The sequence below is a fragment of the Methylotenera versatilis 79 genome (assembly GCF_000384375.1).
Classification (GTDB): Bacteria; Pseudomonadota; Gammaproteobacteria; order Burkholderiales; family Methylophilaceae; genus Methylotenera_A; species Methylotenera_A versatilis_B.
Window position 1 is genome coordinate 1371611 of the sequence record NZ_ARVX01000001.1, and the last position, 26008, is coordinate 1397618.

A 26008-nucleotide genomic window follows, 5' to 3' on the forward strand; every position below is an offset into this window, starting at 1 on the left:
GAGTAATTTAAAGGCAAGTATGACAATCAAATCAGTATGTGTTTTGGGCGGAGCAGGTTTTGTCGGTAGCAGTATAGTCGGAAAATTAGATGCCGCAGGTTATCAGGTGAAAGTATTATCGCGCCGCCGAGAATCCAGTAAGCATTTGATTTTGCTGCCAAATGTGCAAGTGGTGGAATGCGATGTCATGAATAATCAATCGCTGAAGCAAGCGCTCACTGGCGCAGATGCGGTGATTAACTTAATCGGTATTTTGCATGAAAATCGCTTAAATACCTTTGAAGCCAATCATCACCAACTGCCGCGCCGCGTTGCGCAATTATGCGAAAACTTAGATATTCAACGCTTCATACACATGAGCGCGTTGCAAGCCAGCACCCACGCACCTAGTCAGTATTTAATCAGCAAAGCCAAAGGTGAAGCTGCATTAAAGGATTTCAGCAAAAAATTAGATGTAACGATTTTTAGGCCTTCGGTTATTTTTGGGCGCAATGATAGATTTTTAAACCTATTCGCCACTTTGGTTAAATATTTGCCAGTGATTGCTTTGGCAAAGCCTGATGCAAAATTTCAGCCGATTTGGGTGGAAGATGCAGCTAGTTGTTTTGTGAACGCTTTAGAAAATACCGATACTTACGATAAAACCTATGAACTTGGCGGGCCTAACGTTTATACCATGCGCGAATTAGTGCAAAAAGTAATGGATATTTTGGGCAAGCAACGCCCGATTATTGGTTTGAATGATCGCTTATCAATGGCGCAAGCATTTGCGCTAGAGTTGCTGCCGATTAAGTTAATGACACGTGACAATGTGAAGTCGATGTCGCTAGACAATGTGACACATCAGCCGATTGCGTCAGAGCTAGCTGTTATTCCAACGCCGATTGATGCGGTTTTGCCAGAGTATTTAATCAACGATACGCCACGCGGCGCTTATGATGGTTTCCGCAGTGCTGCAGGCCGTGCCATTAATGCTAGAAGATAAGCTGTTAATGTTCAGAAAATTAGTGTGCAAAAATAAGTGCACAGAAACCTAAATAATGTCTGAAATGCAAGTCTACATTGTTGGTGGTGCGGTGCGTGATAAACTATTGGGCTTGCCAGTAAAAGATAAAGATTATGTCGTTGTCGGCAGTACCGCCGAGCAAATGATAGCCGCAGGTTACAAACCAGTCGGCAAAGATTTCCCCGTTTTTTTACATCCCAGCACGCATGAGGAATATGCGTTGGCGCGCACAGAACGCAAAACAGCTGTGGGCTACAAAGGCTTTGCCGTACATGCTTCGCCAGAAGTGACGTTAGAAGAAGATTTAGCTCGTCGCGACTTAACCATTAATGCCATCGCAAAAAATGTGAATACCAAAGATGGGCGTCAAGAGTTAATCGATCCATTTAACGGATTAGCGGACATCAAATCCAAAACTCTGCGTCATGTAAGCGATGCTTTTGCAGAAGACCCTGTACGAGTTTTGCGTGCTGCGCGTTTTGCCGCACGCTTTGCGGATTTCACAGTTGCGCCAGAAACCAATAAGCTAATGCAAGAAATGGTAGCCGCTGGCGAAGTGGATGCGCTGGTGCCTGAACGTGTTTGGCAAGAGTTAGCAAAAGGTTTGATGGAGCAAAAACCTAGCCGCATGTTTGAAGTGCTACGTGCCTGTGGTGCGCTACAAAAAATTCTGCCGGAGTTGGATAGATTGTGGGGCGTGCCGCAACCGCCGCAACATCATCCTGAAATTGATACCGGCGTGCATGTGATGATGGTGATTGATTACGCCGCCAAACAAAATTTCAACCTGCCGATTCGCTTTGCCGCACTAACGCACGACCTTGGCAAAGGTACTACGCCAATCGATGTTTTGCCACGCCATATCGGCCATGAGATTCGCAGTGTAGATTTGTTGAAAGACGTGAGTAAACGTCTACGTGTGCCAAATGATTGCAAAGAGTTGGCGCATATTGTCGCAAAGTTTCACGGCAAATTACACCAAGCCAGCAAAATGCGTGCAGATACTTTGCTTGAGTTTTTGATGGAGTTGGATGTGATTCGTCAGCCTGAAAGGTTTAACGATTTTTTAAAAGCCTGCGAAGCTGATTCACGTGGCAGGACTGGATTAGAAAATTGTGATTTACTCGAAGCTGAACTGCTTAAGAAAGTACTACAAGCAGTTTTAAGTGTGAATGCTGGTGCGATTGCGCAAGGTTTTAATGAGCCTGAAAAGATTAAGGCTGCATTGTTTCAGGCAAGACTGAAAACCATTCAGCAAATTATTTGAAAGATTCATCAATCGTATTTCTTCTATTCTTTACATATATTTACCTAGTCAGATAGGTCTTACAAGCTTGTCAGCGTCATCCGGATAAAACTTCAGCCGTTATACTTACACAATGAGTTAGCTACTTGACTAGAAGCTCAATTACATTGATTTTGTAGCATACAAATTTTAAAGATAACGAGGTTTTATGATGAAAAAACAATTTGTTGCATTTAGCGCATTTGTTGCCCTATCTACGATAGGGATATCTACAGCTCAAGCAGATGTAGGGGTGTCAGTTAGCATTGGGCAGCCTGGCTTTTATGGGCAACTTAATATTGGTGATTATTACCCGAGACCACAACTAGTCTATGCGGAACCTAGAGTGGTTTATGTCGAGCCTTTTTATCAGAATGCGCAACCTATTTATTTAAGAGTGCCGCCTGGTCAGGCAAAACGCTGGGCAAATTACTGCGATAGATATAACGCATGTGGCAGACCAGTTTACTTTGTGCAAGGCACATGGTATCAGAACGTTTACGCACCTAGATATCAAGAGTATCGTCAACGCGGCGATGATGGCAGGCGCTATGATCAGGACTATTGGAGTAGAAATGATAATAGACAGGGGCGTTATGATGGAAATGATGGTCGTTCAAACGATGGGGCAGGGAATGGAAACCATCAAGGCAATGGGCCAGATAAGCATCAAGGTAAAAACAAAGGCAAAAACAACAAAGGCGGAAACGGTAGAGGTAATGACCGTAACTAAGCCGATATAATATTGCTTTGAAATACTTTGAAGGCGATTGTTTTTATTGAAATGAGTAAGAAAAAAGAAAGGCTGTTTTGGCCTTTCTTTTTTTATTTATGTGAGAGTTAATAGATCTGTCATGTATTTGCAATCTAAATCTACGATTACAGCATACCTAGATGTTGTTGCACAAATTCCGTTGGCTTACGCTTAAACCCACTCTTAGCATATTGATGCCAACGACCAATCACATAACACACTATCAAATTAGCTTGAGCTTCAGCATCACCTTTAACGCCTGTGGCGGTTTCTGCGATACGAATACTTTGTTTTAAGCTGGCTTCTATTCTGTCGTAAAGTTGGTTAATACGCGTTTGCAGCCATTCTTCTTCGTTCACTAGTGCATCGCCAGTTAACACGCGAGTCATGCCTGGATTTTTTTCGGCGAATTTTAATAACATGGTGATGATTAACTGTACCTGTTTTGCGCCATCGGTTTCATCGGTTGTGATCTTATTGATCACGCCAAAAATGGACGCTTCGATAAACTCAATCAAGCCTTCAAACATTTGTGCTTTGTTAGCAAAATGGCGATAAAGCGCTGCTTCGCTTACGTCGAGTTTTGCCGCTAAACTAGCGGTGGTGATTTTCTCGCGCTTAGGATTTTCTAGTATTTTGGCGAGTGTTTCTAGTATTTGCTGCTTGCGATTTGTCGTACGGTCTAATGCCATATTGTTCCCCTGATTATTATTTTATATTAGGCGCTGATTATATCTTAATGTGAGTGAGTGCTAACACTGAGTTGATTCTGTAATCTACAAAATTTGGTTTTTTTAATTTTGCTGTCACCCAAATCGTTTTCATGCCTAATCGCTTAGCTGTCATTAAAGCCGGTAGATTGTCCTCTAGCATAATGCAGTTTTTAGGATGCGTTTTTAAGGTTTTAAGCAACAACTGAAAACCACGTAGGGATGGTTTGGCATGAAATTTTGTCGACTCCACACTAAAGACTAATTCGAAACAATCGGCAATTCCCATCAATGTGAGCACACGCATCGCATATTCGCGCGGCGCATTAGTGAACACACATTTGCGCCCTTGTAGGTTTTGCAATAAATGGCGCAACTGCTTCACTTGAATCACCATATTCGGCAAATCCATAAACGCATGCGTGGCTTTTAAAAAGTGGTGCGCATTCACACAATGATGGCGCATTAAACCTTTGAGTGTCGCGCCATAAACCTGCCAATAATGCTGGCGTAATTGATGCGCGGCGATTTCATCTAAATCCAGTTCGTCCATGATGTACTGCGTCATGGCGCGATTCATCACAGGGAAAATATGCGCAGAAGCGTTGTGTAAAGTATCGTCTAAATCAAAAATCCAAACTCGGCTCATAGCATTATTTTCTGATGCCGAGTTTCTTTATCAAGGCTCATTCCAGCTCCAATTCGATGATGAGACAAGGCGGCAACGAGCGACCGACGAAGATAGTGTAGATGGCGCGGCTATGCAGAAGCGAGGCAGTCAACGCAGTTTCATCGATGAAATTGAGGTTGGAATTACTTTGCTTTAATCAGCGTACCCACGCCTTCATCGGTCAATACTTCCAATAAAAGCGCATGCTCTACGCGGCCATCAATAATATGCACGGCTTTTACGCCGCTTCTGGCTGCATCTAAGGCTGAACTGATTTTAGGCAACATGCCGCCAGATAATGTGCCGTCTGCGACTAAATCATCAATCTGTTTTGGGGTTAAACCAGTTAACAATGTGCCAGATTTATCCAATACACCAGGCGTGTTCGTCAGCAAAATAAGTTTTTCTGCGCCCAAGATTTCGGCCAATTTGCCTGCAACTACGTCGGCATTAATATTGAATGTATCGCCATTTTCACCTACGCCAATTGGCGCAACTACTGGAATGAAGTCGCCAGAATCTAAAAAGTTAATGATGCTGGGATCAATCGCGGTGATTTCGCCAACCTGGCCGATATCGATCATTTTGCTGGCATCATCTTTATCTGCCATCAACAATTTTTGCGCATGGATAAAATTACCATCTTGCCCAGTCAAACCAACCGCTTTGCCGCCGTGACGATTAATCAGATTGACGATTTCTTTGTTCACTTGACCGCCCAAAACCATTTCTACTACATCCATGGTTTCTGCATCCGTCACGCGCATGCCTTGAATAAACTCGCCTTTTTTGCCCAGTTTATCCAACATTTCATTGATTTGCGGGCCGCCGCCATGTACAACAACTGGGTTCATGCCAACCAATTTCAGTAGCACGACATCTTGCGCGAAACACTCTTTTAGATGCTCATCTGTCATCGCGTTTCCGCCGTATTTGATGACAATGGTTTTATCAAAAAAACGCTTAATGTAAGGCAGCGCCTCAGCCAGAATTGTGGCTTTTAAAGCGGGCGCAGTGGTATTTGCGATGTTATCTAGCATCATATTTCTCTGTGATTAAATTTTGCTTCATTGTATCTAAAAAATGCGTTTTAAATATAAAGATTACCCAAAACAAATAATAAAAGTTAACCAAAAAAATGGTTAACTTTTATGTAGGTGGCTTAATCGATTCCGCTTTGGCTGAATTAAAGCGACTTAACAAACACTTTAGATTTACGCTGAAAATTGTAAAGTTGCTGTTTTTGTTGCGGTAATTTTTCGATACTTTTTTCAATAAAACCGCGCTCTAAAAACCAATGTTCTGTGCGCGTAGTTAAGCAGAATAGTTGTTTGAAACCATTTTCTTTCGCCTGCGCTTGGCAATAATTAAAAAGCCTATCGCCACGGCCATTGCCACGGTAAGCATTGTCAATCGCCAAGCAGGCGAATTCTGCCATGCGTTCATCTGCAAACGGGTAAAGCGCCGCGCAACCGATAGTGCGATTATCGTGTTCCATCACATAAAAATGCTCAATTTCCATTTCGATACGTTCGCGTCCACGGCGTACTAAAATACCGTCATTTTCCAGCGGTTCAATCAATTTCAATATGCCGCCAACATCGTCGATATTAGCTTGGCGCATAGTTTCTAAACCTTCCTCTGTGACCATCGTGCCAATACCGCTATGCGTGAATAGCTCTTGAATGATCGCGCCATCGATATGCCGAGAGATCAAATGTGTGCGTGCCACGCCGTGTTCGCAAGCGCGTACTGCTGCTGGCAGGTAATAATCCACATCTTCAGAAAAGTGAATAGGTGCCTCGTTATTTTGCGCATTATTTTGCACGTTACGCAGCAAGTTTTTGGCTTTTTCTGCGGTCATTTCGCGCAGTAGATCGCCGCGCAAATTACGTACGCCATCGCTATCCATCAAGAAAATCAGTTTGTCTGCGTCCAGTGCAATCGCTGCGCTCACTGCGACATCTTCTAAACTCAAATTAAAAGCTTCCCCAGTTGGCGAATAGCCAAGTGGCGATAACAATACCAATTCGTTGTCATCCAAGCGTTTTTGTATACCAATCGCATCTACTTTGCGCACTTCGCCTGTGTGCTGCAAATCAACGCCGTCGCGCACACCAAGCGGTTTTGCCGTCACAAAATTGCCGCTCGCTACCCGAATATCAGCGCCAGCCATCGGTGAATTAGCAATGCCCATCGAAAGCAAGGCTTCAATTTCCACCCGCACTGCGCCATTGGCTTCTTTTACCGCTTCCATCGCCGCATCATCGGTTACGCGCAAACCATTATTAAAAGCAGGCGTGAGTTTATCGCGTTTTAAACGCTGCTCAATTTGCGGGCGTGCGCCATGCACCAATACCAGCCTCACTTCTAAGCTGGCAAGCAAGTTGAGATCGTGCGATAACGCAATAAATTGTGCTTCGCTGACCACTTCACCACCAAATGCGATTACAAATGTCCGTCCGCCAAACGCATGGATGTAAGGTGTGACAGAGCGAAACCAGTTAACAAAATTTTGGTGCACGAAATCTTCTGCAGATGGGCTAAAAGTCGATTGATTCAGGTCTGATGAGTACGACTGACGCTGCTCTTCTACTCGCGTTGGAAAATCGCTTTCCTCCTCGCTCAAAGCATAAAGGCTTGCGGGTGTTGTGTCTAACGCTGCAGCGATTTTTCGCAATAAAGTTTCAGAAACGCCTAATTCGCCACGTTCTATACGTGACAAGTTACCAGCATCTGCCCCTACTTCGCTGGCGAGTTGTTGTAAAGTTAAGTTATTAAATTGACGTTTTTGCCGAATAAATCTGCCAAGAGATGTCATCATAAATCCATTTATTTGTAATATTTACAATATTATAAATATTTTTGTAAAAAATACAATTTTAATTGTATAGATTTAGTAATCGCCCCACAAAGTTTGCATGCTGGCGATGGCGGTTAGTGCTGCCGTTTCGGTGCGTAAAATACGTGGACCTAAAATAATGGATTGAAAACCTTGCGATGTGGCAGCATCGATTTCGCTTTGGCTTAAACCGCCTTCTGCGCCTATTAATAATTGAATTTGGCTGACAGGTTTGGTTAATGCGGCGATTTTTAATGCACCGACAGGGTTAAGTAAAATGCGCGTGGCATTTCCTTGTGGGTTATATGCTAGCCAATTCGATAAACTGATTGGCGACAATACTTGCGGCACAAATGCGCGCCCAGATTGTTCGCAGGCAGAGGTGACAATGTTTTGCCAATGCTCAAGCCGCTTTTGTGCGCGTTCTTGATTGAGTTTTACCACGCTGCGTTCGGTGGAAATTGGCTGAATCGCCTTAACGCCTAACTCTACGGCTTTTTGAATGGTGTAATCCATGCGGTCCCCGCTGGAAATACCTTGTAGCAAAGTGATGTTAAGTGGTGATTCATTTTCAATCATTTCGCCAGCCAATACTTTGGCAATCACCTCATTTTTTTTGATGCCGATTAACTCACAACTGTAGTCGAATCCATCGCCATTGAATAATTTGAGTTTATCGCCAATATTCAGTCGTAAGGCGCGCGTGGCATGAGTGGCCGCGCTGGCAGATAGTGGAGCTAATGCGCCTAAAATGAGTTTTTCTGCACTGTAAAAGCGGGTATTAGACATGATTCGTTAGATGAAAGTGTTAAGATTAAATTATAAGTTAATTAAGGAGTAAAGCATGGCAAGTTTAAATCCACCTATTTGCGATTTTGGTTGGAAAGCCCCTGATTTTAGTTTGCCTGCTGTGAATTTCAGGGGTACTGAGGGTAACTTGGTCTCACGCGATATGATTATGGGCAAAAATGGCTTGTTGGTCATGTTTATTTGCAACCATTGCCCTTATGTTAAAGCCATTAAAACTCGGCTGGTTGTCACTTGTCTTGAGCTTGAACAATATGGCATTAATAGCATCGCGATTCAAAGTAATGACACAGTGAAATATCCAGATGATAATTTTGAGCGTATGGAAGAAGAAGCAACGCAAAACCGTTTTAGTTTTCCATACGTGTTAGATGAAACGCAAGACGTCGCAAAAGCCTATGGCGCTGTATGTACACCAGACTTTTTTGGTTTTAATGCCAAGGGCGAATTGCAGTATCGCGGCCGTTTTGATGCCGCAGCCCGCAACCCAGAGCCGCCAGCAGATAACACGCGTGATTTATTTGATGCCATGAAGCTGATTGCGGAAACAGGTAAAGGTCCTATTGAGCAGATCGCAAGTATTGGTTGCAGTATTAAATGGTTTGAATAGAGGAATTATTGTGAGTGAAGTTAGAAAATTAAAATGGGGAATTCTTGGCGCGGCGCGGGTTAATGAGCGTTTATTACCGGCGATTATTGAAGCGCAGAATTCAGAATTAGTCGCAATCGCCAGTCGCCGTGCAGGCGCTGCTAAAGCGGTTTTAGAAAAATATGCGCCGTCAGGTTTTATGGAAACGCATTCAAATGTGCTGTGTTATGACGATATGGATGCATTAATTAATGACCAAAATGTGGAAGCGATTTACTGCCCGATGGCGAATGAAGAGCACGCAAAATGGGCGATTAAGGCCATTAATGCGGGCAAACATATCTTGATTGAAAAGCCGATGGCAACCACTTTAAAAGATGTAGAGGCAATTGAAGCGGCGGCGATTAAAAATAATGTCAAAGTGATGGAAGGCTTTATGTATCGCTTTCATCCACAACACAAACGCGTGCAAGAGATTATCGATTCTGGTTTGATTGGCGATGTATTATCCGCACGTGCCAGTTTTTCATTTTTGATGAAACAAGCACGCATGTATCGCATTGACCGCAGTATGGGGAATGGCGGCGGTGCGATGTGGGATATCGGCCCTTATGCGATTCATAGTTTGCGTTGGTGCTTTCAGAAAGATGGTAAGCCCACAGAACCAGTTTCTATCACCGCGCATGCCAAGTTGAATGAACATAGCGCAGATATTGTGACCAGTGGCATATTAGATTTTGGACCAGACGGCGAAGGCCGGGCGCGCTTTGGTCATTTTGATGTGAGTTTTGAGCGCAGTAGAAAATCAGAATATGAAATCATCGGCACCAAGGGTTGGGTAAAATGCCACGCTGCTTGGGTGTTTCAAAGTGATGTGCCAGTTATTAGTTGGGCGCTGGAAGATGGAAAATACGCAGAAGAACGCTTTGCGCCAAGCAATCACTTTAATCTGGAAATCGAGCATTTCAGTGATTGTGTATTGAATGACAAAGTGCCGCACTTGACGTTTGACGATGCAAAAGCTAACTGTCGAGCGATTGAGATGGTCATTAAGCAATGTGAAAAGTAGGCGTTTTAACTTTCCCCACTATTTAGATTGGAATATTTTGCATGAATAAATCTTTGCGCAACGCATCATCCATTGCAGTTTCAGCTACTTTATTGCTGTTATTGTCTGCTTGTCAGAACCTGCCAACAAATAAGCACACGGCTAGTGCAACCATTGAGCCAACTTCTGCCGCAGGCGATTTTAAGCCACATGGCACAGTTAACTTTACGCAAATTGGGGACAAGGTGTTGGTGAATGCCAATATCAGTGGCCTTGAACCGAATTCTGAGCACGGTTTTCATGTGCATGCAGTGGCTGATTGCTCAGGTGACGGCACCAAAGCGGGCGGACATTTTAATCCTGATAATCACGCGCATGGTTATCCTGGCCAAGATCAACGTCATGCAGGTGCGATGTTTAACCTTAAAGCCAACGCAAATGGCGTAGCTAAATTACAGCAAACATTGGATACAGTGACTTTAACGGAAGGTAAATACGATATTGTTGGTTTACCATTGATAATTCATCGTGATGCGGATGATTATAAATCGCAACCGGTTGGCAATGCTGGACCGCGTATTGGTTGCGGTATTATCAAGTAAATCCAGTTGAAATGTTGATGAATATATAAGGTTAACCCATAAAAAATGGCAATAAAAAAACGAGGCGCGAGGCCTCGTTTTTTATTATCCAAACAATACACGTTATGGACGTCGATTGATTAGTTAGCAAAGATACTTAAATCTAAGCCGTAAAATGTATTTCTACAAAATTATTAGTGCGCTGTTGTTACAACGATGTCGTTTTTAACGCCAGTTACACCTTTAACATTTTTAGCCAACACAACTGCTTTATCTGCTTCAGCTTGCGATTTTGCTGTACCTGTTAATTGCACTAAGCCGTTGCTGTCAGTTTCAACTTTAATATCAGTTGCGCTAACTGTTTTGTCTTTTGCTAATTCTGCTTTTACTTTAGTCGTAATAACCGCGTCGCCAACTTTAGTTTTAACTGAATCACCTTCTGCAGCAAATGCAGCCAAAGGTAATGCTAAAGCACCAACAACTAGTAACGTTTTAAGATTTGCTTTCATTTGTATTTCCTTTCGATAATAAATAGATATGTGCTTAACACAGTAGCCATTCTAGGCATTTGAAAAAAATATCGAATAGGCGGTTGCTGATATTGCTGTAGGACATTTCTGTCTAACTTAAGCGAACTAACTTAAGCAGCAGAGATGACCATTTTGCTTGATATTTAAAGGTTAAGTGTATTGAGATTGGTTTGGTTGTGACTGGCAAAATTGACAGTAGTGTCAAAATCACAACATTTAGACATGTTTAAGATAAATCCAATCATTTGATTTATATGTGTATTTTTAAAAAAATATAATTGGCATCCAACTTGCAAAGGCTTAATTACTTTAAGTTTATTGTCTAAATTGGATATCAAAAATGTTTAAAAAAATGATGGCGTTTATGTTGTTAAGTATGATTTCGGCAGTATCAACGACAGTTTTGGCTGACATTAACAGTGTGGCTAAAATTGGCGGTAATGTGAAAATGAATGACGCGGCGCCAGTAATAAGGCTTGCAGTGAATGATGTTGCGCAATTGCAAGGTGTAGATGACACAAACATGGGCGTTAGAAATGTGTCGGAGAAAAATTCGGCATCCGATAAATCAACTGTTGAGTTATCTACGTTTGAGTTAAATAAGTTACCGCCGCAGGCTTGGTTAATACTTGGGGCATTATTTTGTTTTGTAATGCGTTCAAGTCGCCGTTCTGTTTGATTGATTGATTATCTCAATTAACACTAACCATCATGTACTCAAATAAACATCTTATTAATCCAATACATTGGTAGTTAAAAAATATTAGTTATATGTGCAGTTTTAAGCTAAGTGCGGTTGTTTTGCACTTAGTTTTTTTTATTGGCTTTTTTATTTGGTTTTTGTTGTTATTGACAGAATAAGATTAAAGTTGAAACCAAAACAATATTAATACACTCGTATGACTTGTGGATTACACCAAAATAATCTGTAAAAGTGGTGTATTGCCGCCAAATTATCCTCGCTTGAAACTTGCTGAAAATGCCTAATTAGGGAATAATTACCACTTTACAAAAAGTGTCTTACTAAAAAGCTTTAAAACAGGTTAACAGGTTTTAAAACAAGCTTTTTTGCAATTTCTATTAGGTTTATCGTTAGTTTAAATATTAATAACAACCTGTTCAGTTTAGCTAAAATTTAGGGAGAAAATAATGGCAACGCGTAAAGATTTAGCCAACGCAATTCGTGCGTTATCGATGGATGCAGTGCAAAAAGCCAATTCCGGCCACCCAGGTGCGCCTATGGGCATGGCAGAAATTGCCGAAGAACTTTGGAACAATCATTTAAGCCATAACCCAAAAAATCCATCATGGGCTAATCGCGATCGCTTTGTGCTTTCTAACGGCCATGGCTCTATGTTGATCTATTCATTGCTACACCTAACAGGTTACGCATTGCCAATGGACGAAATCAAGACATTCCGTCAATTGCATTCAAAATGTGCTGGTCACCCAGAATATGGTTACGCACCAGGCGTTGAAACAACCACAGGTCCATTAGGTCAAGGTATTGCAAACGGTGTTGGTTTCGCGATGGCTGAAAAACTATTAGCAAATCAATTCAACAAACCAGGCCACGACATTGTTGACCACAGCACATACGTGTTCTTGGGCGACGGCTGTATGATGGAAGGCGTTTCTCACGAAGCTTGTGCACTGGCTGGTACTTGGGGCTTGGGTAAATTAACAGCATTCTGGGATGACAACGGTATTTCTATCGATGGTCATATCGAAGGCTGGTACACAGACGACACTGCAAAACGTTTTGAATCATACGGCTGGCACGTTCAGTCAGTAGATGGTCATGATGTTGCTGCTATCGGTGCTGCAATTGCTGCAGCTAAAAAAGTAACAGACAAACCATCATTGATCTGTTGTAAAACAGTAATCGGTCAAGGTTCACCAAACAAATCTGGTTCACATGATTGCCACGGTTCTGCATTAGGTTTAGACGAAGTTGCTGCAACACGTGCAAACATCGGTTGGGCACATGAGCCATTTGTGATTCCAGCAGATGTTTACGCTGGTTGGGATGCAACTGCTAAAGGTGCGGCTGCTGAATCTTCATGGAACGCTAAATTTGATGCGTATGCAAAAGCATTCCCGGCTGAAGCGGCAGAGTTCACACGTCGCATGTCTGGTACATTGCCAGCAAACTGGAAGGAAGCGACTGATGCGATCATCGCTGCAACAAACGAAAAAGCAGAAGGTGTTGCAACTCGTAAAGCATCACAAAACGTCATTGGCGCTTTAGCACCATTATTACCTGAGTTCTTAGGCGGTTCTGCTGACTTAACCGGTTCAAACTTAACTTCAACTGGTAGCTTTGTACACGTTGATGCGAAAAAACCGGGTAACTATATCTCTTACGGCGTACGTGAATTCGGTATGTTTGCGATTATGAACGGTATGGCATTGCACGGTGGTTTGATTCCATTCGGCGGTACATTCCACATGTTCTCTGACTATGCAAAAAGCGCATTGCGCATGGCTGCATTGATGAAACAACGCGTGATTGCGGTATTGACACATGACTCTATCGGTCAAGGTGAAGATGGTCCAACACACCAACCAATTGAAAATACGGCTGGTTTACGTTTAATTCCAAATATGGATGTATGGCGTCCAGGTAACTCAACTGAAACTGCAGTTGCTTGGGTTGCAGCTGTTGAGCGTTTGACTGGTCCTTCAAGCTTGGTATTAAGCCGTCAAAACGTAGCAGGCTTCAAGCATGATGCAGCGCAGTTTGCTTTAATGCGTAAAGGTGGTTATGTGTTGTCTGATGTTGCTGGCGCGCAAGTGATCATTATTGCTAACGGCTCTGAGCTTGAATTAGCAGTTAAAGCAGCGGCTGAGTTGAATGCAGCGGGTACTAAAGTACGCGTAGTTTCAATGCCATCAACAAATGTATTCGACCGTCAAGATAAAGCTTACAAAGACAGCGTGTTAACTCCAGGCGTTAAACGCGTGGCGGTTGAAGCTGGTGTAACAGATTTCTGGCGTAAATATGTAGGTCTAGAAGGTGCTGTGGTTGGTATCGACACATTCGGTGAATCAGCTCCAGGCGGCGTATTGATGAAACACTTCGGCTTTACAGTTGAAAACGTTGTTGCTGTTGTTAAGTCAGTGTTGTAATCATTGAATAGATAGTCTTGAAAAGAGCCTCTAAGTATTGAGGCTCTTTTTATTTGTAAACCTTTCATCTTGGAACAGGCATGACGATTAAAGTAGGCATTAACGGTTTTGGGCGCATTGGGCGTATGGCGTTACGCGCTGTCATACAGGAAAGCGAATTCGCAGATATTGAAGTAGTCGCGATTAACGGTATGCAAGATATCGATTACATGGCACATATGCTGCAATATGATTCTGTGCATGGGCGTTTTAACGGCACTGTCAGCATTAAAGGTGACGCTTTAATTGTCAACGGCAAAAAAATTGCGGTGAGTAAAGAGCGAGATCCTTTTCATATTCAATGGGGTGCAAGAGGGGTTGATGTGGTAATCGATGCGACCGGCGTGTTCTTAACCACTGAAGGTTGCAAAGGCCATTTGGCAGAAGGTGCTAAAAAAGTAGTGCAATCTGCCCCTGCAAAAGATGACACACCGATGTTTGTGTATGGCGTAAACCATGAAAGTTATGCAGGGCAGGCAATCGTTTCTGCCGCTTCTTGCACAACGAATGCGCTTGCTCCTATTGCTAAAGTACTTAACGATAACTTTGAAATCAAGCGTGGATTAATGACTACAGTACACGCGGCAACTGCATCACAAATGGTTGTGGATAGTGCTAGTAATAAAGATTGGCGTGGCGGACGTAGCGTGTTTGAAAATATCATTCCATCGACTACTGGTGCCGCTAAAGCGGTTGGTATAGTCATTCCAGCATTAAATAAAAAACTAACTGGTATGGCGCTACGTGTGCCTACTGCGAATGTTTCAGTGGTGGATTTAACTGTTGAGTTAGTGAAACCGACCAGTTACGCGGATATTTGCGCTGCTATGCAGGCTGCGTCAAAAGGTTCGCTCAAAAATGTACTGGTTTACACCAACGATAAAGTGGTTTCAACCGATTTTAGAGGTGCGTCAGCCGCCAGCGTGTTCGATGCAGATGCAGGCATTATGTTAGACCCGACATTTGTAAAAGTTGTCGCTTGGTATGACAACGAATATGGCTATACCTGTAACCTAATGCGCCTAGTGCAATATATTGCTGATAAATAAGCACAAGATGGGCGAATTGCGGCGTTGCGCAGTGCTCACTTCCTCGCCTACCTTAATGGTATGTCTCGGTCGTTGCGCGCTGTGCGCCTTGCACTTCATCCCATCTTGAGCTTATCTTGTGAGAGTTGTGTATAGAAACTGTTTAAACTGAGATTAAAATGAAATTTATTAAAATCACCGACTTAGATTTATCTGGCAAACGCGTATTCATCCGCTCCGATTTAAACGTGCCTGTTGCAGATGGAAAAGTGACTTCAGACGCGCGAATCACAGCCAGCATGGCGACCATTGAATACGCGCTCAATGCGGGCGCAAAAGTGATGGTGACCTCACATTTAGGCCGCCCAGAAGAAGGCGTTTATTCAGAAGAAAATTCCTTACAGCCAGTGGCTGATGTGATGTCAGCTAAACTGGGAAAACCAGTGCGCTTAGTCAAGAACTGGTTGAGTGACGCGGCACCAGCAGGCAGCATGACCATACAAAATGGCGAGCTGATTTTACTAGAAAACTGCCGTTTTAATGTGGGTGAAAAGAAAAACAACGATGAGTTAGCTAAAAAATATGCCGCCTTGTGCGATGTGTTTGTAATGGATGCGTTTGGCACCGCACATCGCGCCGAAGCTAGTACGCACGGCATTGCCAAGTATGCACCAGTGGCCTGTGCAGGCTTGTTATTAAGCGAAGAATTAGAAGCATTAACTAAAGCATTGTTAAATCCAGCGCGTCCAATGGTCGCGATTGTAGGCGGTAGCAAAGTATCGACCAAACTAACCGTATTAGAAAGCTTGTCAGAAAAAGTAGACCAAATGGTGGTCGGCGGCGGCATTGCCAATACATTTCTAAAAGCCGCAGGGTTTGAAGTAGGAAAATCATTATGTGAAGATGATTTAGTGCCAGTAGCACGCACCTTAATGGAAAAAATGAGCAAAAGAGGCGCAGCAGTGCCGATTGCAGTCGATGTTGTCTGTGCTAAAAAATTTGGCGCAGACGAGGTCGCAGTGAAAAAAAGTGCCGATGCTGTTGAGTCTGACGATATGATTTTTGACATTGGTGCGAAATCTGCTAAAGAACTAGTAGAGATTATCAATAATGCTGGAACGGTAGTGTGGAATGGTCCAGTTGGCGTATTTGAGTTCGATCAATTTGGCGAAGGCACTAAAACCATCGCGCATGCAATTGCCAACACCAAAGCGTTTACGTTAGCAGGCGGCGGCGACACGATTGCAGCCATTCAAAAATATGATATTTACGATAAGATTTCCTACATATCCACTGCAGGCGGTGCATTTTTAGAATTTTTGGAAGGCAAAACATTGCCAGCAGTTGAGATTTTAGAAAGTCGAGCGAAAGAGCAAGCAAGTAAATAAATATGCGCTTTATTTGCACGTTTTTAAAAAGGGGCTGATGGCCTCTTTTTTATTGCTCAATTTTTGTCATTAAATTGATTCAATCCTATTTTAGGGTGATGATGTAAATGAGGTCAATTGAATTTAACCATTGTTGATGACAGCATTAAAAGTAATTATTTAGGTCAGCAAATGATATTACGCAAAACTAAAATTGTTGCAACGTTAGGTCCGGCAAGCACTTCAGAGGAAATGATTGCGCGTTTGATTACGGCTGGTGTAAATGTGGTGCGGTTGAATTTTTCACATGGCACGGCTGAGGAACATATTTTACGTGCAGAAATCGTGCGTAAAATTGCGTTAAAGCTTGGCCGGCCCGTTGGTGTGTTGTGCGATTTGCAGGGCCCAAAAATCAGAATAGGCAAATTTGAGCTGGGTAAAGTCAGCTTAAAAACGGGCGATTTGTTTATTTTGGATGCCGATTGCTTGTTAGGTAGTCAATTCAAAGTGGGTTTAGATTATAAAACCTTGCCGCAAGAAGTAACCGAAGGTGTTGTGCTGTTGCTGGATGACGGGCGAATTACCATGCAGGTGGACCGCGTAAAAGGTAATCAAATCCATTGTGTGGTATTGAGTGGCGGCGTGTTAAGCAACAATAAAGGCATCAATCGCCAAGGTGGTGGCTTATCGGCCGATGCGTTAACCATCAAAGATAAAGAGGATTTAAAAACGGCTGTAGCACTTGAGGCTGATTATATTGCCATCTCTTTTCCAAAATCCGTAGCAGATATCGTGTTGGCAAAAAATCTGGTCAAACAAGCGGGCGGTGCGGCAAGCATTGTGGCCAAAATTGAACGCGCAGAAGCAATCGATCACTTAGAAGCGATTATTGAAGCCAGTGATGCGATTATGGTGGCGCGTGGTGATTTAGGCGTGGAAGTGGGCGATGCGGCTGTGCCAGGTCTGCAAAAACGCATGATTCGCATGGCGCGTGCGCAAAATAAATTAGTGATTACTGCCACGCAAATGATGGAGTCGATGATTACCAGCCCGATTCCAACGCGAGCAGAAGTGTCCGATGTGGCTAATGCGGTGTTAGATGGCACGGATGCCGTGATGCTTTCTGCAGAAACTGCGGCGGGGCAATATCCGCTAGAAACGGTGCAAGCGGTTGATAGAGTGGTGAGGGAAGCGGAAAAAGAATATTTTATTCAATATCGCAATCAGAAACTAGACCAGGTATTCGTGAAAACGGATGAAGCGATTGCCGCCGCTGCGATTTACACCGCGCAGCATATGCGGGTAAAAGCCATCGCCGCGCTTACGCAATCGGGCAATGCGGCGCAATGGTTATCGCGTGCAGATGCGCAAGTGCCGATTTACGCGCTTTCGCCAGATAAATTTTCACGCAGAAAACTCACTTTGCACCGCGGCGTTTATCCTTATCCGATTGAGCATGAAAATAAAAACAGAGATGAAATTCTGCAGGAGATGCAGCAAGTTTTATTGCAACAAAAAGTGGTGGATATTGGCGATTTAGTCTTGCTGACATTTGGTGAGCCGATTGGTAGTTTAGGCGGAACCAATACGATGAAGATTGTTAAAATCGGCGATTATTAACACTAAAAATGGGTTAACTTTTGCACAAATTACTTCGTTAGTTAACACATTAATTTACCCAAAAAGTTAACGTAATATATTCGTTAAAAATATGCATTAACATCCAGCGCAATTTATAATAAAGCACTTTCTAATTTACACGCCAATTTTTATCCAGCTACAACTGTATATCAAGGTACACCAAATATGACAATGCCTTTACTCAAAACCAATATCAATAGCCTAAAATTAATCCACCAAGGTAAAGTGCGCGATATTTATGCGATTAACGACGAAACCATGTTGCTGGTCAGCACAGATAGACTGTCTGCATTCGATGTGATTTTGCCAACAGGCATTCCGAATAAAGGCGCTATGTTGACGCAAATGGCGAATTTCTGGTTTGCAAAACTCAAGCATATTGTACCGAATCACTTAACTGGGATTGACCCACTTTCTGTTGTTGATAATTCCGATAAAGCTCAACTTGGACAAGGCAATTTAAGCCGTGCGGTGGTGGTGAAGCGATTGAAACCTTTGCCGATTGAAGCGATTGTGCGTGGCTATTTGGTTGGCAGCGGTTGGAAGGAATACAAGGCCAAAGGCACGGTTTGCGGTATTAATTTACCCGCAGGTTTGCAAGAAGCATCAAAATTGCCAGCGCCGATTTTTACGCCATCCTCTAAAGCGGCTGTGGGCGAGCATGATGAAAATATCAGCCTGCAAGCCTGCGCCGATTTAATTGGTCATGACATGGCAGAAAAAGTCGCAAAAGTAGCGATTCAACTGTATAGCGAAGCAGCCGAATATGCACTGACTCGCGGCATTATTATTGCCGATACAAAGTTTGAATTTGGATTAGATTCTGATGGTGTGTTGCATGTGATGGATGAAGTGTTAACGCCTGATTCATCACGTTTTTGGCCATTGGTACAATATCAAGTTGGCAGTAATCCACCTAGTTATGACAAGCAATTTGTACGCGATTGGCTGGAAAGTATCCACTGGAACAAAGCGCCGCCAGCACCTGCTTTACCAGAAGATGTCGCACATAAAACCAGTGAAAAATATTTAGAAGCGTATGAGAAATTAACTGGTCAAAAGTTAACAGGTTAGCAAGTTAACCCTTTAAAAGCTTGAATAGTTCATTCATATGCTAGAAAAGTTCAAACAAATGGCCGCGCGTTTAAAAGCCGAGTTTGTTTTTTATCAGCGCCTGCAAAAACATCCTCAAACACCAAAATTGGCTAAAGCTTTATTATGGCTGGCAATTGGCTATGTGCTAATGCCGTTCGATTTAATCCCGGATTTTCTGCCAATTATTGGGCAATTGGATGAATTGGTGATTGTGCCTTTGCTGTTATATTGGGCTTTGAAATTAACACCAGCAGATATTATTGACGCGTGTAGAAATACAGAAAGCGGAAGCGTTTTGACATGATGCAAATTTGGCAAATGATTCTCAATTTTGATGCGCATTTGCCACAGTTAGTCGCCGCACATGCCAACATGGTTTATTGGATTTTGTTTGCGGTGATCTTTTTGCAAATCGGTGTTTTGCCTTTATTTTTTCTGCCAGGCAACCCATTTTTATTTGTTTGCGGCGCAGTTTGGGCTGCTTCACAATTAAATATCAGCCTACTGTTAATCGTATTAATAGTCGCTGCCGTGTTGGGTAATTTATGCGCTTATGGCTTGGGTAAAACCATTGGGCAACTATTTTTTTTGGATTATCTAAAATGGCCAAAGCAAGCGACGTTAGATAAAACCCGTAATTTTTATGATAAACATGGCGAAAAAAGTTTTTTGATTTGCCTGTTTTTACCAGTGATTCGAACGCTTGCGCCGTTTTTAGCCGGTGTCACGCAAATGGTGTTTATCAAGTTCGCGCGTGCATCTTCAATTGGTGCGGTTTTTTGGGTGTTAACTTGCGTATTACTCGGTTATTTTTTTGGCAATATTCCTATCATTAAACAGCATTTAGGTACGTTCACTATGGTGGGTTTAGGCATCGTTATCATCGTGGTATTGCTTAAAAAAAGCTGGCAATATTTTGCTAAAACGCCTTAGCGTTCATTTAATTTATTGAGCACATAGGTTTTTCACTTGCGTCTCAGCACATCATCCAGCTTAACGCAACAAATTACACACAAACTTCAAGTATAATTTCGTTTTTTCGTTCAAGGCTATATTCAACATGTCGTTAAACCAAGTGCCATCTGGCTTAGATTTGCCCAATGATTTTAATGTGATTATTGAGATTCCAATGCAGGGTGACCCTGTGAAATACGAAGTGGATAAAGAAAGCGGCGCGATTTTTGTCGATCGTTTTATGGGTACTGCGATGCAATATCCGACCAATTATGGCTATATTCCACACACGTTAGCCGATGATGGTGACCCAGTAGATGTATTGGTGATGACGCCTGTACCGTTGATTCCTGGTGTCGTTGTACGCTGCCGCCCGTTAGGTGTTTTGTTGATGGAAGATGAAGCAGGGCTAGACGCGAAATTATTTGCAGTGCCTGTGCCTAAAGTTTGCGGTTTATACGGACATTTAGAAAGCCTTGCCGATGTATCTAATTGGCGTTTAGAAATGATTTCACACTTTTTTGAGCACTATAAAGATTTAGACAAAGGAAAATGGGTGAAAATCAATGGTTGGGGCGATATTGATGCGGCTAGAAAAGAAATTTTAACTGGCGTTGAAAACTACAATAATGCGGTAGTTAAGCCAGCATTTTAAGGCGCAGTTTTTTATTTAATTTAACTTGTGTTTAAATGCGTAATTAAAAAAGCAGCTTCGGCTGCTTTTTTAACGCCTGATTATTTGCACCGTAAAACCGCAACATTTAACTGGCTTGCACATTAAGCGTGCGTGTGAAAATTGGATGAATATAGTGGTTAAGTTAACCTGCTGTTTATATTGAAATTAATGGTTATTTTATAAAATACTGCTTGTTTAAAGCGTGGTGTAATTGTTGCTTATAATTAATTAATTAATACTTATTTTAAGTTGACGATTGTATGAGCAACACATCATTTCAAACTGCAAGCCTTCAATCTATAAGCACCGAGCTGTTCAGTTTAGGTCAGCCTGAACCGAATGGTCAGAACCAAGCTTTAAAAGATAATATTCGTTATTTAGGCCGTGTTTTAGGCGAAACGATTTTGGCTAAAGATGGCAAGGCCACGTTTGATTTAATCGAAAATATTCGGCAAGCTGCGGTTAAGTTTCACCGTGAAAATGATGAGAAATCTACTTTAACTTTAGAAAAGCTGCTTAAAAATCTATCACCGCAACAAACTATTTCGGTAGTGCGCGCTTTTAGTTACTTTAAACATTTGGTGAATATCGCCGAAGATCTATTTGCGCGTCAGCAGACACGTTTGAATGAAGACAAACTGTTGCCAGGCATGCTGGCGTATTCTGTCGATAAAATTGCGCGCCAAGCACTGCCCTTTTCAGCCGTAGAAACGTTTTTCAAAGATGCGCTGGTTTCGCCGGTATTAACCGCACATCCCACAGAAGTACAGCGCAAAAGCATTTTAGATATTGAGCACAAATTATCTTTTTTATTGGCAGCGCGCGCTAATCTAATCTCAAAACGCGAACTGGAACAGAGTGATTTATTGATACAGGCGGCTATTTGCTCCTTGTGGCAAACGCGGATTGTGCGCTTTTCAAAACTCACAGTAGTTAATGAAATTGAAAATGCGTTAAGTTATTACGAAACCACGTTTTTAAATGTGATTCCGGAAATTCTGCAAGATTTAGAGCGCGATCTTAACAAGCAATATGCAGCGGAATTAGAAAAGCCTTTCCAGTTACCTAGTTTTTTACACATGGGCAGTTGGATCGGCGGTGATCGCGATGGCAATCCGTTTGTAAATGGCGCAACGCTAACGCAAGCGGTAGAGATGCAAAGCGCCACTACGTTTAAATTTTATTTAAAAGAGTTGGATGCACTGCGACGTGAATTGTCTATTTCAACGCGTTTGGTCAATGTGAATCCTGCGCTTTTGGAATTAGCAAACTTGTCATTAGACCAATCTCCACATCGATTGGATGAACCGTATCGACTTGCAGTGAATGGTATTTACGATAGGTTGATAGCTACGGCTAAACAAATGTTGCCGCAGTTGGAATTGCGCGAAAGTGCTAATCAAGCCGTGCCTTATCGCAATGCGAACGACTTGCTGGCGGAATTAAATGTGCTGGTCGATTCGCTGAGAGAATTTGGTGGCGAGGCGCTTATTTATTCACGCTTGGGCAAATTGACTAAAGCTATTGAAACGTTCGGATTTCATTTAGCTACAGTTGATATTCGACAATCTTCAGATGTGCATGAAGCCGTGATTAAAGAGCTTTTTAACAAAGCCGGTTATGATTTTGAATATGACGAATTGACCGAAGAGGAAAAAATTCAGACTCTATTAGATGAGTTAAAACAGCCGCGTTTATTGTTTTCACCCTATCAACAATATTCTGAATTAGTGCATAGCGAAATTGATGTGCTGAATAAAGCGCGCGGAATTAAATATATTTTTGGCGACCGCACGGTTAAGCAATATATTATTTCGCACACTGAAACGCTGTCCGATCTATTAGAAGTCGCGCTATTGCAAAAAGAAACGGGTCTGCTAAAAGGCGTTTGGGGTTCACAAAAAATTCAGTTAGCGCTAAATGTGGTGCCGCTATTTGAAACCATTGCCGATTTGCGTAACGCGCCGATGATTATGGGGCAATGGCTCAGTTTGCTCGGCATTCGCTATGTGTTGCGCAACCAAGGCAATGAGCAAGAAATCATGTTGGGCTATTCTGACAGTAATAAAGATGGCGGTTTTTTAACCTCTAACTGGGAATTGTATAAAGCAGAAGTGTCGTTGGTTGAGTTATTCAACCAAGCCAAAATCAAGCTGCGGCTTTTTCATGGGCGCGGTGGCACGGTTGGGCGCGGCGGCGGACCAACTTACCAAGCAATAATGGCGCAACCTAGCGGCACGGTTGATGGACAGATTCGCTTAACCGAGCAAGGCGAAATCATCGCCAATAAATATGCTGACCCGAAGGTGGGGCGACAACATTTAGAAACGCTGGTTGCGGCCACTATTGATGCCACGTTATTGCCAGAAACAACATTAAGTACGCCAAAACGGCGCACGTTCGAGGTGGTGATGGAAGATTTATCTACAACTGCGATGACCAGCTATCGCAGTTTAGTCTATGAAACACCCGGTTTTGCGGACTATTTTTTTAGCGCAACACCTATTTCTGAAATTGCTGAATTGAATATTGGTAGCCGTCCAGCCGCGCGAAAATCAACGCGTCGTATTGAAGATTTACGCGCAATTCCGTGGGGATTTTCGTGGGCACAATGTCGATTGTTATTGCCAGGTTGGTATGGTTTAGGTAGCGCGATCCATCAATATCTGAATCAAGATGAAAGCGTGTATGAAACGCGCTTAAAAACACTGCAGGAGATGTTGGCGGTTTGGCCATTATTTAAAACATTAATCGCCAATGTCGATATGGTATTAGCTAAAACCGATTTAATAGTGGCGCGGCATTACGCACATCTGGTGACAGATAAACACCTAAGAGAAACGATTTTTAGCCGCATAGAAGCGGAGTATGTACTCACCACCAATGCGCTTAATTTGCTGCAAGGTTGCACGGAGAGATTGAGTGGCAATCCGACATTGGCTTATTCAATTCGTAATCGTTTGCCCTATTTAGACCCGCTGAATCATTTACAAGTAGAACTGATCAAGCGGTATCGATCTGGTGAAACAGATGAAAAATTGAAGCTTGCTATACAGTTAACCATCAATGGTATTGCGGCTGGATTGAGGAATACAGGTTAACCATTATTATTGGTTAACTTTACTAATCCAAGGCAGGCAATAAAAAAGGCGATTTATATCGCCTTTTTTATTTTAACGTATTGCTTTTAAAGTTCAGTTTTAAACATGCAATAACGGCACAATCAACAGTGCGACGATATTAATAATCTTAATCAACGGATTGACGGCTGGGCCAGCAGTATCTTTGTATGGATCGCCCACAGTATCCCCAGTGACAGCGGCTTTATGCGCATCTGAACCTTTACCGCCGTGGTTGCCATCTTCGATATATTTCTTGGCGTTATCCCAAGCACCGCCGCCAGTACACATTGAAATTGCCACGAATAAGCCCGTTACAATCGTGCCCATTAATAAGCCACCAAGCGCTACTGGGCCCAATAATAAGCCGACTGCAATTGGCACCGCAACTGGTAATAATGACGGAATCATCATTTCTTTGATTGCGGCAGTGGTAAGCATATCTACTGCTTTGCCATACTCTGGTTTAGCCGTGCCTTCCATGATGCCCTTGATATCTCGGAACTGGCGGCGCACTTCTTCTACCACTGCACCCGCCGCACGACCAACCGCTTCCATCGCCATCGCAGCGAATAAGAACGGGATTAAGCCGCCGATAAATAAGCCAATAATCACCATTGGATCGCTTAGATCAAACTTAACAGCGATACCTGCGCCTTCTAATTTGTGCGTGTAATCGGCAAATAATACCAACGCTGCCAAACCTGCAGAGCCGATTGCATAACCTTTAGTCACGGCTTTTGTGGTGTTGCCAACTGCATCTAACGGGTCAGTTACATCACGCACGCTGCTGGGTAATTCCGCCATTTCCGCAATGCCGCCCGCGTTATCAGTGATTGGACCATATGCATCTAAAGCCACCACAATGCCCGCCATGCTTAACATGGATGTTGCAGCGATTGCGATACCGTATAAACCGCCCAAATGGAATGATGTCCAAATCGCTAAACAGACTGAAAGCACTGGCCATGCGGTGGATTTCATTGAGATGCCAATCCCCGCGATGATGTTAGTCGCGTGGCCTGTGGTTGAAGCTTGTGCAACGTGCCTCACTGGTGCGTAATCTGTGCCTGTATAGTATTCGGTAATCCAAACCAGTAAGCCAGTTAAGGCTAAACCGACGAAACAAGAACCAAATAATTGATTCGCAGTAATGGTTAAGTCGCCCGCAGTTAAGCCTTGCGGGAATAAATGTTGCGTAACAAAGTAAAAAGCAATCAGCGATAAGATGCCAGCGACCGCTAAACCCTTGTACAAAGCGGGCATCACGTTTTTCATATCAGGTGACGCTTTTACAAAAAAACACCCGATGATAGATGCGACGATGGAAACTGCGCCCAACATCAATGGATAAATCACCGCATTTGCAGCTGCATCAGAAATCAGCAAACTGCCTAATACCATCGTGGCAATCAATGTAACCGCATATGTTTCAAATAAATCGGCTGCCATACCTGCACAGTCGCCCACATTGTCGCCCACGTTATCCGCAATAACGGCTGGATTGCGTGGATCATCTTCAGGAATGCCAGCTTCAACTTTGCCGACTAAATCTGCGCCAACATCTGCGCCTTTAGTGAAAATGCCACCACCTAGACGCGCAAATATGGAAATTAATGATGAGCCAAATGCCAAGCCAATTAACGGATCTAAGTTCGTATTCGCCTCTGCGCCGAGATACCAATAAAAACCTGCGACACCTAATAAGCCCAAACCAACCACCAACATGCCAGTCACCGCGCCGCCTTTGAATGCGACATCTAATGCTGGGCCAATTCCTTTGGTTGCGGCTTGTGCGGTGCGCACATTGGCTTTCACCGATACGCTCATGCCGATAAATCCGCATGCGCCCGATAAAACTGCACCGATGACAAATCCGACTGCGGTAGTGATTCCTAAAAATATTGCGATTAAAACCGCCAATATAATGCCAACGATAGCGATTGTTTTGTATTGGCGGGCTAAATAGGCGGCTGCGCCTTGTTGAATTGCGCCTGCAATCTCTTGCATACGTGCGTTTCCTGCTGGCAAACTGGTAATCCATCTACTCATTACGACACCATATAGCACTGCTAAAACTGCGGCAGCTATGGCGATTATTAGTGCAACTGACATGACTTCTCCCTATCTATTTG

The 26008-nt window shown here is 43.0% G+C and carries 23 protein-coding genes; 16 read left to right on the forward strand and 7 right to left on the reverse strand.

Translation table 11 applies throughout. The annotated features are described in order from the left end of the window. Window positions 1-19: 19 nt before the first annotated feature. From METVE_RS0106750 to METVE_RS0106760, 3 genes are all read left to right on the forward strand, one after another. Complete coding sequence (locus METVE_RS0106750) at window positions 20-985, forward strand: complex I NDUFA9 subunit family protein (RefSeq protein ID WP_020167699.1); 966 nt, start codon at window positions 20-22, stop codon at window positions 983-985. 64 nt (window positions 986-1049) lie between these two features. Further along, on the forward strand, window positions 1050-2273 hold the full coding sequence (locus METVE_RS0106755; RefSeq protein ID WP_026362047.1) for a multifunctional CCA addition/repair protein: 1224 nt from the start codon (window positions 1050-1052) through the stop codon (window positions 2271-2273). A 187-nt stretch (window positions 2274-2460) separates the two neighbouring features. Next, a complete protein-coding gene (locus tag METVE_RS0106760; RefSeq protein ID WP_020167701.1) occupies window positions 2461-3024 on the forward strand; it encodes a hypothetical protein in 564 nt (187 codons plus the stop codon). A gap of 146 nt (window positions 3025-3170) precedes the next feature. On the opposite strand, the gene slmA is transcribed toward METVE_RS0106760, so the two are convergent. From slmA to METVE_RS0106785, 5 genes are all read right to left on the reverse strand, one after another. Further along, window positions 3171-3737 (reverse strand): nucleoid occlusion factor SlmA, encoded by a 567-nt coding sequence (gene slmA / locus METVE_RS0106765; RefSeq protein ID WP_020167702.1) that lies wholly within the window; start codon window positions 3735-3737, stop codon window positions 3171-3173. A gap of 37 nt (window positions 3738-3774) precedes the next feature. Continuing rightward, window positions 3775-4404: a pyrimidine 5'-nucleotidase gene (locus tag METVE_RS0106770; RefSeq protein WP_020167703.1), complete on the reverse strand. Its 630-nt coding sequence runs from the start codon at window positions 4402-4404 to the stop codon at window positions 3775-3777. Window positions 4405-4568: 164 nt separating this feature from the next. Then, window positions 4569-5468 (reverse strand): acetylglutamate kinase, encoded by a 900-nt coding sequence (gene argB, locus METVE_RS0106775; RefSeq protein ID WP_020167704.1) that lies wholly within the window; start codon window positions 5466-5468, stop codon window positions 4569-4571. 143 nt (window positions 5469-5611) lie between these two features. Further along, entirely contained in the window at window positions 5612-7249 is a 1638-nt protein-coding gene (argA, locus tag METVE_RS0106780; RefSeq protein ID WP_020167705.1) for an amino-acid N-acetyltransferase, read from the reverse strand. A gap of 72 nt (window positions 7250-7321) precedes the next feature. Beyond that, entirely contained in the window at window positions 7322-8056 is a 735-nt protein-coding gene (locus METVE_RS0106785) for a 16S rRNA (uracil(1498)-N(3))-methyltransferase (RefSeq protein WP_020167706.1), read from the reverse strand. Between the two features lie 55 nt (window positions 8057-8111). Between METVE_RS0106785 and METVE_RS0106790 the strand changes: the two genes are divergently transcribed. The 3 genes from METVE_RS0106790 to METVE_RS0106800 are packed head-to-tail and all read left to right on the forward strand — an operon-like array spanning window position 8112 to window position 10313. Continuing rightward, a complete protein-coding gene (locus tag METVE_RS0106790) occupies window positions 8112-8684 on the forward strand; it encodes a thioredoxin family protein (protein WP_020167707.1) in 573 nt (190 codons plus the stop codon). A 10-nt stretch (window positions 8685-8694) separates the two neighbouring features. Next, window positions 8695-9732: a Gfo/Idh/MocA family protein gene (locus METVE_RS0106795; protein WP_232415553.1), complete on the forward strand. Its 1038-nt coding sequence runs from the start codon at window positions 8695-8697 to the stop codon at window positions 9730-9732. A 41-nt stretch (window positions 9733-9773) separates the two neighbouring features. Beyond that, window positions 9774-10313, forward strand: a complete 540-nt coding sequence (locus tag METVE_RS0106800) for a superoxide dismutase family protein (protein ID WP_020167709.1) — start codon at window positions 9774-9776, stop codon at window positions 10311-10313. 173 nt (window positions 10314-10486) lie between these two features. On the opposite strand, the gene METVE_RS0106805 is transcribed toward METVE_RS0106800, so the two are convergent. Further along, complete coding sequence (locus METVE_RS0106805; protein ID WP_020167710.1) at window positions 10487-10801, reverse strand: BON domain-containing protein; 315 nt, start codon at window positions 10799-10801, stop codon at window positions 10487-10489. A gap of 361 nt (window positions 10802-11162) precedes the next feature. Here METVE_RS0106805 and METVE_RS0106810 point away from each other — a divergent pair, with 361 nt between their 5' ends. The 10 genes from METVE_RS0106810 (at window position 11163) to ppc (ending at window position 23855) form a co-directional block, all read left to right on the forward strand. Next, complete coding sequence (locus METVE_RS0106810) at window positions 11163-11501, forward strand: hypothetical protein (protein ID WP_020167711.1); 339 nt, start codon at window positions 11163-11165, stop codon at window positions 11499-11501. Window positions 11502-11971: 470 nt separating this feature from the next. After that, a complete protein-coding gene (tkt, locus tag METVE_RS0106820; protein ID WP_020167713.1) occupies window positions 11972-13954 on the forward strand; it encodes a transketolase in 1983 nt (660 codons plus the stop codon). An 80-nt stretch (window positions 13955-14034) separates the two neighbouring features. After that, on the forward strand, window positions 14035-15042 hold the full coding sequence (gap, locus tag METVE_RS0106825; protein WP_020167714.1) for a type I glyceraldehyde-3-phosphate dehydrogenase: 1008 nt from the start codon (window positions 14035-14037) through the stop codon (window positions 15040-15042). 158 nt (window positions 15043-15200) lie between these two features. Beyond that, on the forward strand, window positions 15201-16409 hold the full coding sequence (locus tag METVE_RS0106830; protein WP_020167715.1) for a phosphoglycerate kinase: 1209 nt from the start codon (window positions 15201-15203) through the stop codon (window positions 16407-16409). Window positions 16410-16580: 171 nt separating this feature from the next. Further along, window positions 16581-18008 carry a pyruvate kinase gene (gene pyk, locus METVE_RS0106835; protein WP_026362050.1) on the forward strand — a complete coding sequence of 476 codons (1428 nt, stop codon included), beginning with the start codon at window positions 16581-16583 and terminating at the stop codon, window positions 18006-18008. A gap of 186 nt (window positions 18009-18194) precedes the next feature. Further along, entirely contained in the window at window positions 18195-19103 is a 909-nt protein-coding gene (locus METVE_RS0106840) for a phosphoribosylaminoimidazolesuccinocarboxamide synthase (protein ID WP_020167717.1), read from the forward strand. A gap of 37 nt (window positions 19104-19140) precedes the next feature. Then, the gene (locus METVE_RS0106845) at window positions 19141-19428 is read left to right on the forward strand and encodes a YkvA family protein (RefSeq protein WP_020167718.1); all 288 of its coding nucleotides are present in this window, start codon (window positions 19141-19143) and stop codon (window positions 19426-19428) included. Next, a complete protein-coding gene (locus METVE_RS0106850) occupies window positions 19428-20057 on the forward strand; it encodes a VTT domain-containing protein (protein ID WP_232415554.1) in 630 nt (209 codons plus the stop codon). The genes METVE_RS0106845 and METVE_RS0106850 overlap by 1 nt, the downstream gene beginning before the upstream one ends. A 127-nt stretch (window positions 20058-20184) precedes the next feature. Further along, window positions 20185-20733 carry an inorganic diphosphatase gene (gene ppa / locus METVE_RS0106855; protein WP_020167720.1) on the forward strand — a complete coding sequence of 183 codons (549 nt, stop codon included), beginning with the start codon at window positions 20185-20187 and terminating at the stop codon, window positions 20731-20733. A 281-nt stretch (window positions 20734-21014) separates the two neighbouring features. Continuing rightward, window positions 21015-23855, forward strand: coding sequence for a phosphoenolpyruvate carboxylase (gene ppc, locus METVE_RS0106865; protein ID WP_020167722.1), 2841 nt, complete (start codon window positions 21015-21017; stop codon window positions 23853-23855). A gap of 99 nt (window positions 23856-23954) precedes the next feature. Here the strand turns inward: ppc and METVE_RS0106870 are convergent, their stop codons facing one another. Beyond that, the gene (locus METVE_RS0106870; RefSeq protein ID WP_020167723.1) at window positions 23955-25988 is read right to left on the reverse strand and encodes a sodium-translocating pyrophosphatase; all 2034 of its coding nucleotides are present in this window, start codon (window positions 25986-25988) and stop codon (window positions 23955-23957) included. Window positions 25989-26008 lie beyond the last annotated feature (20 nt).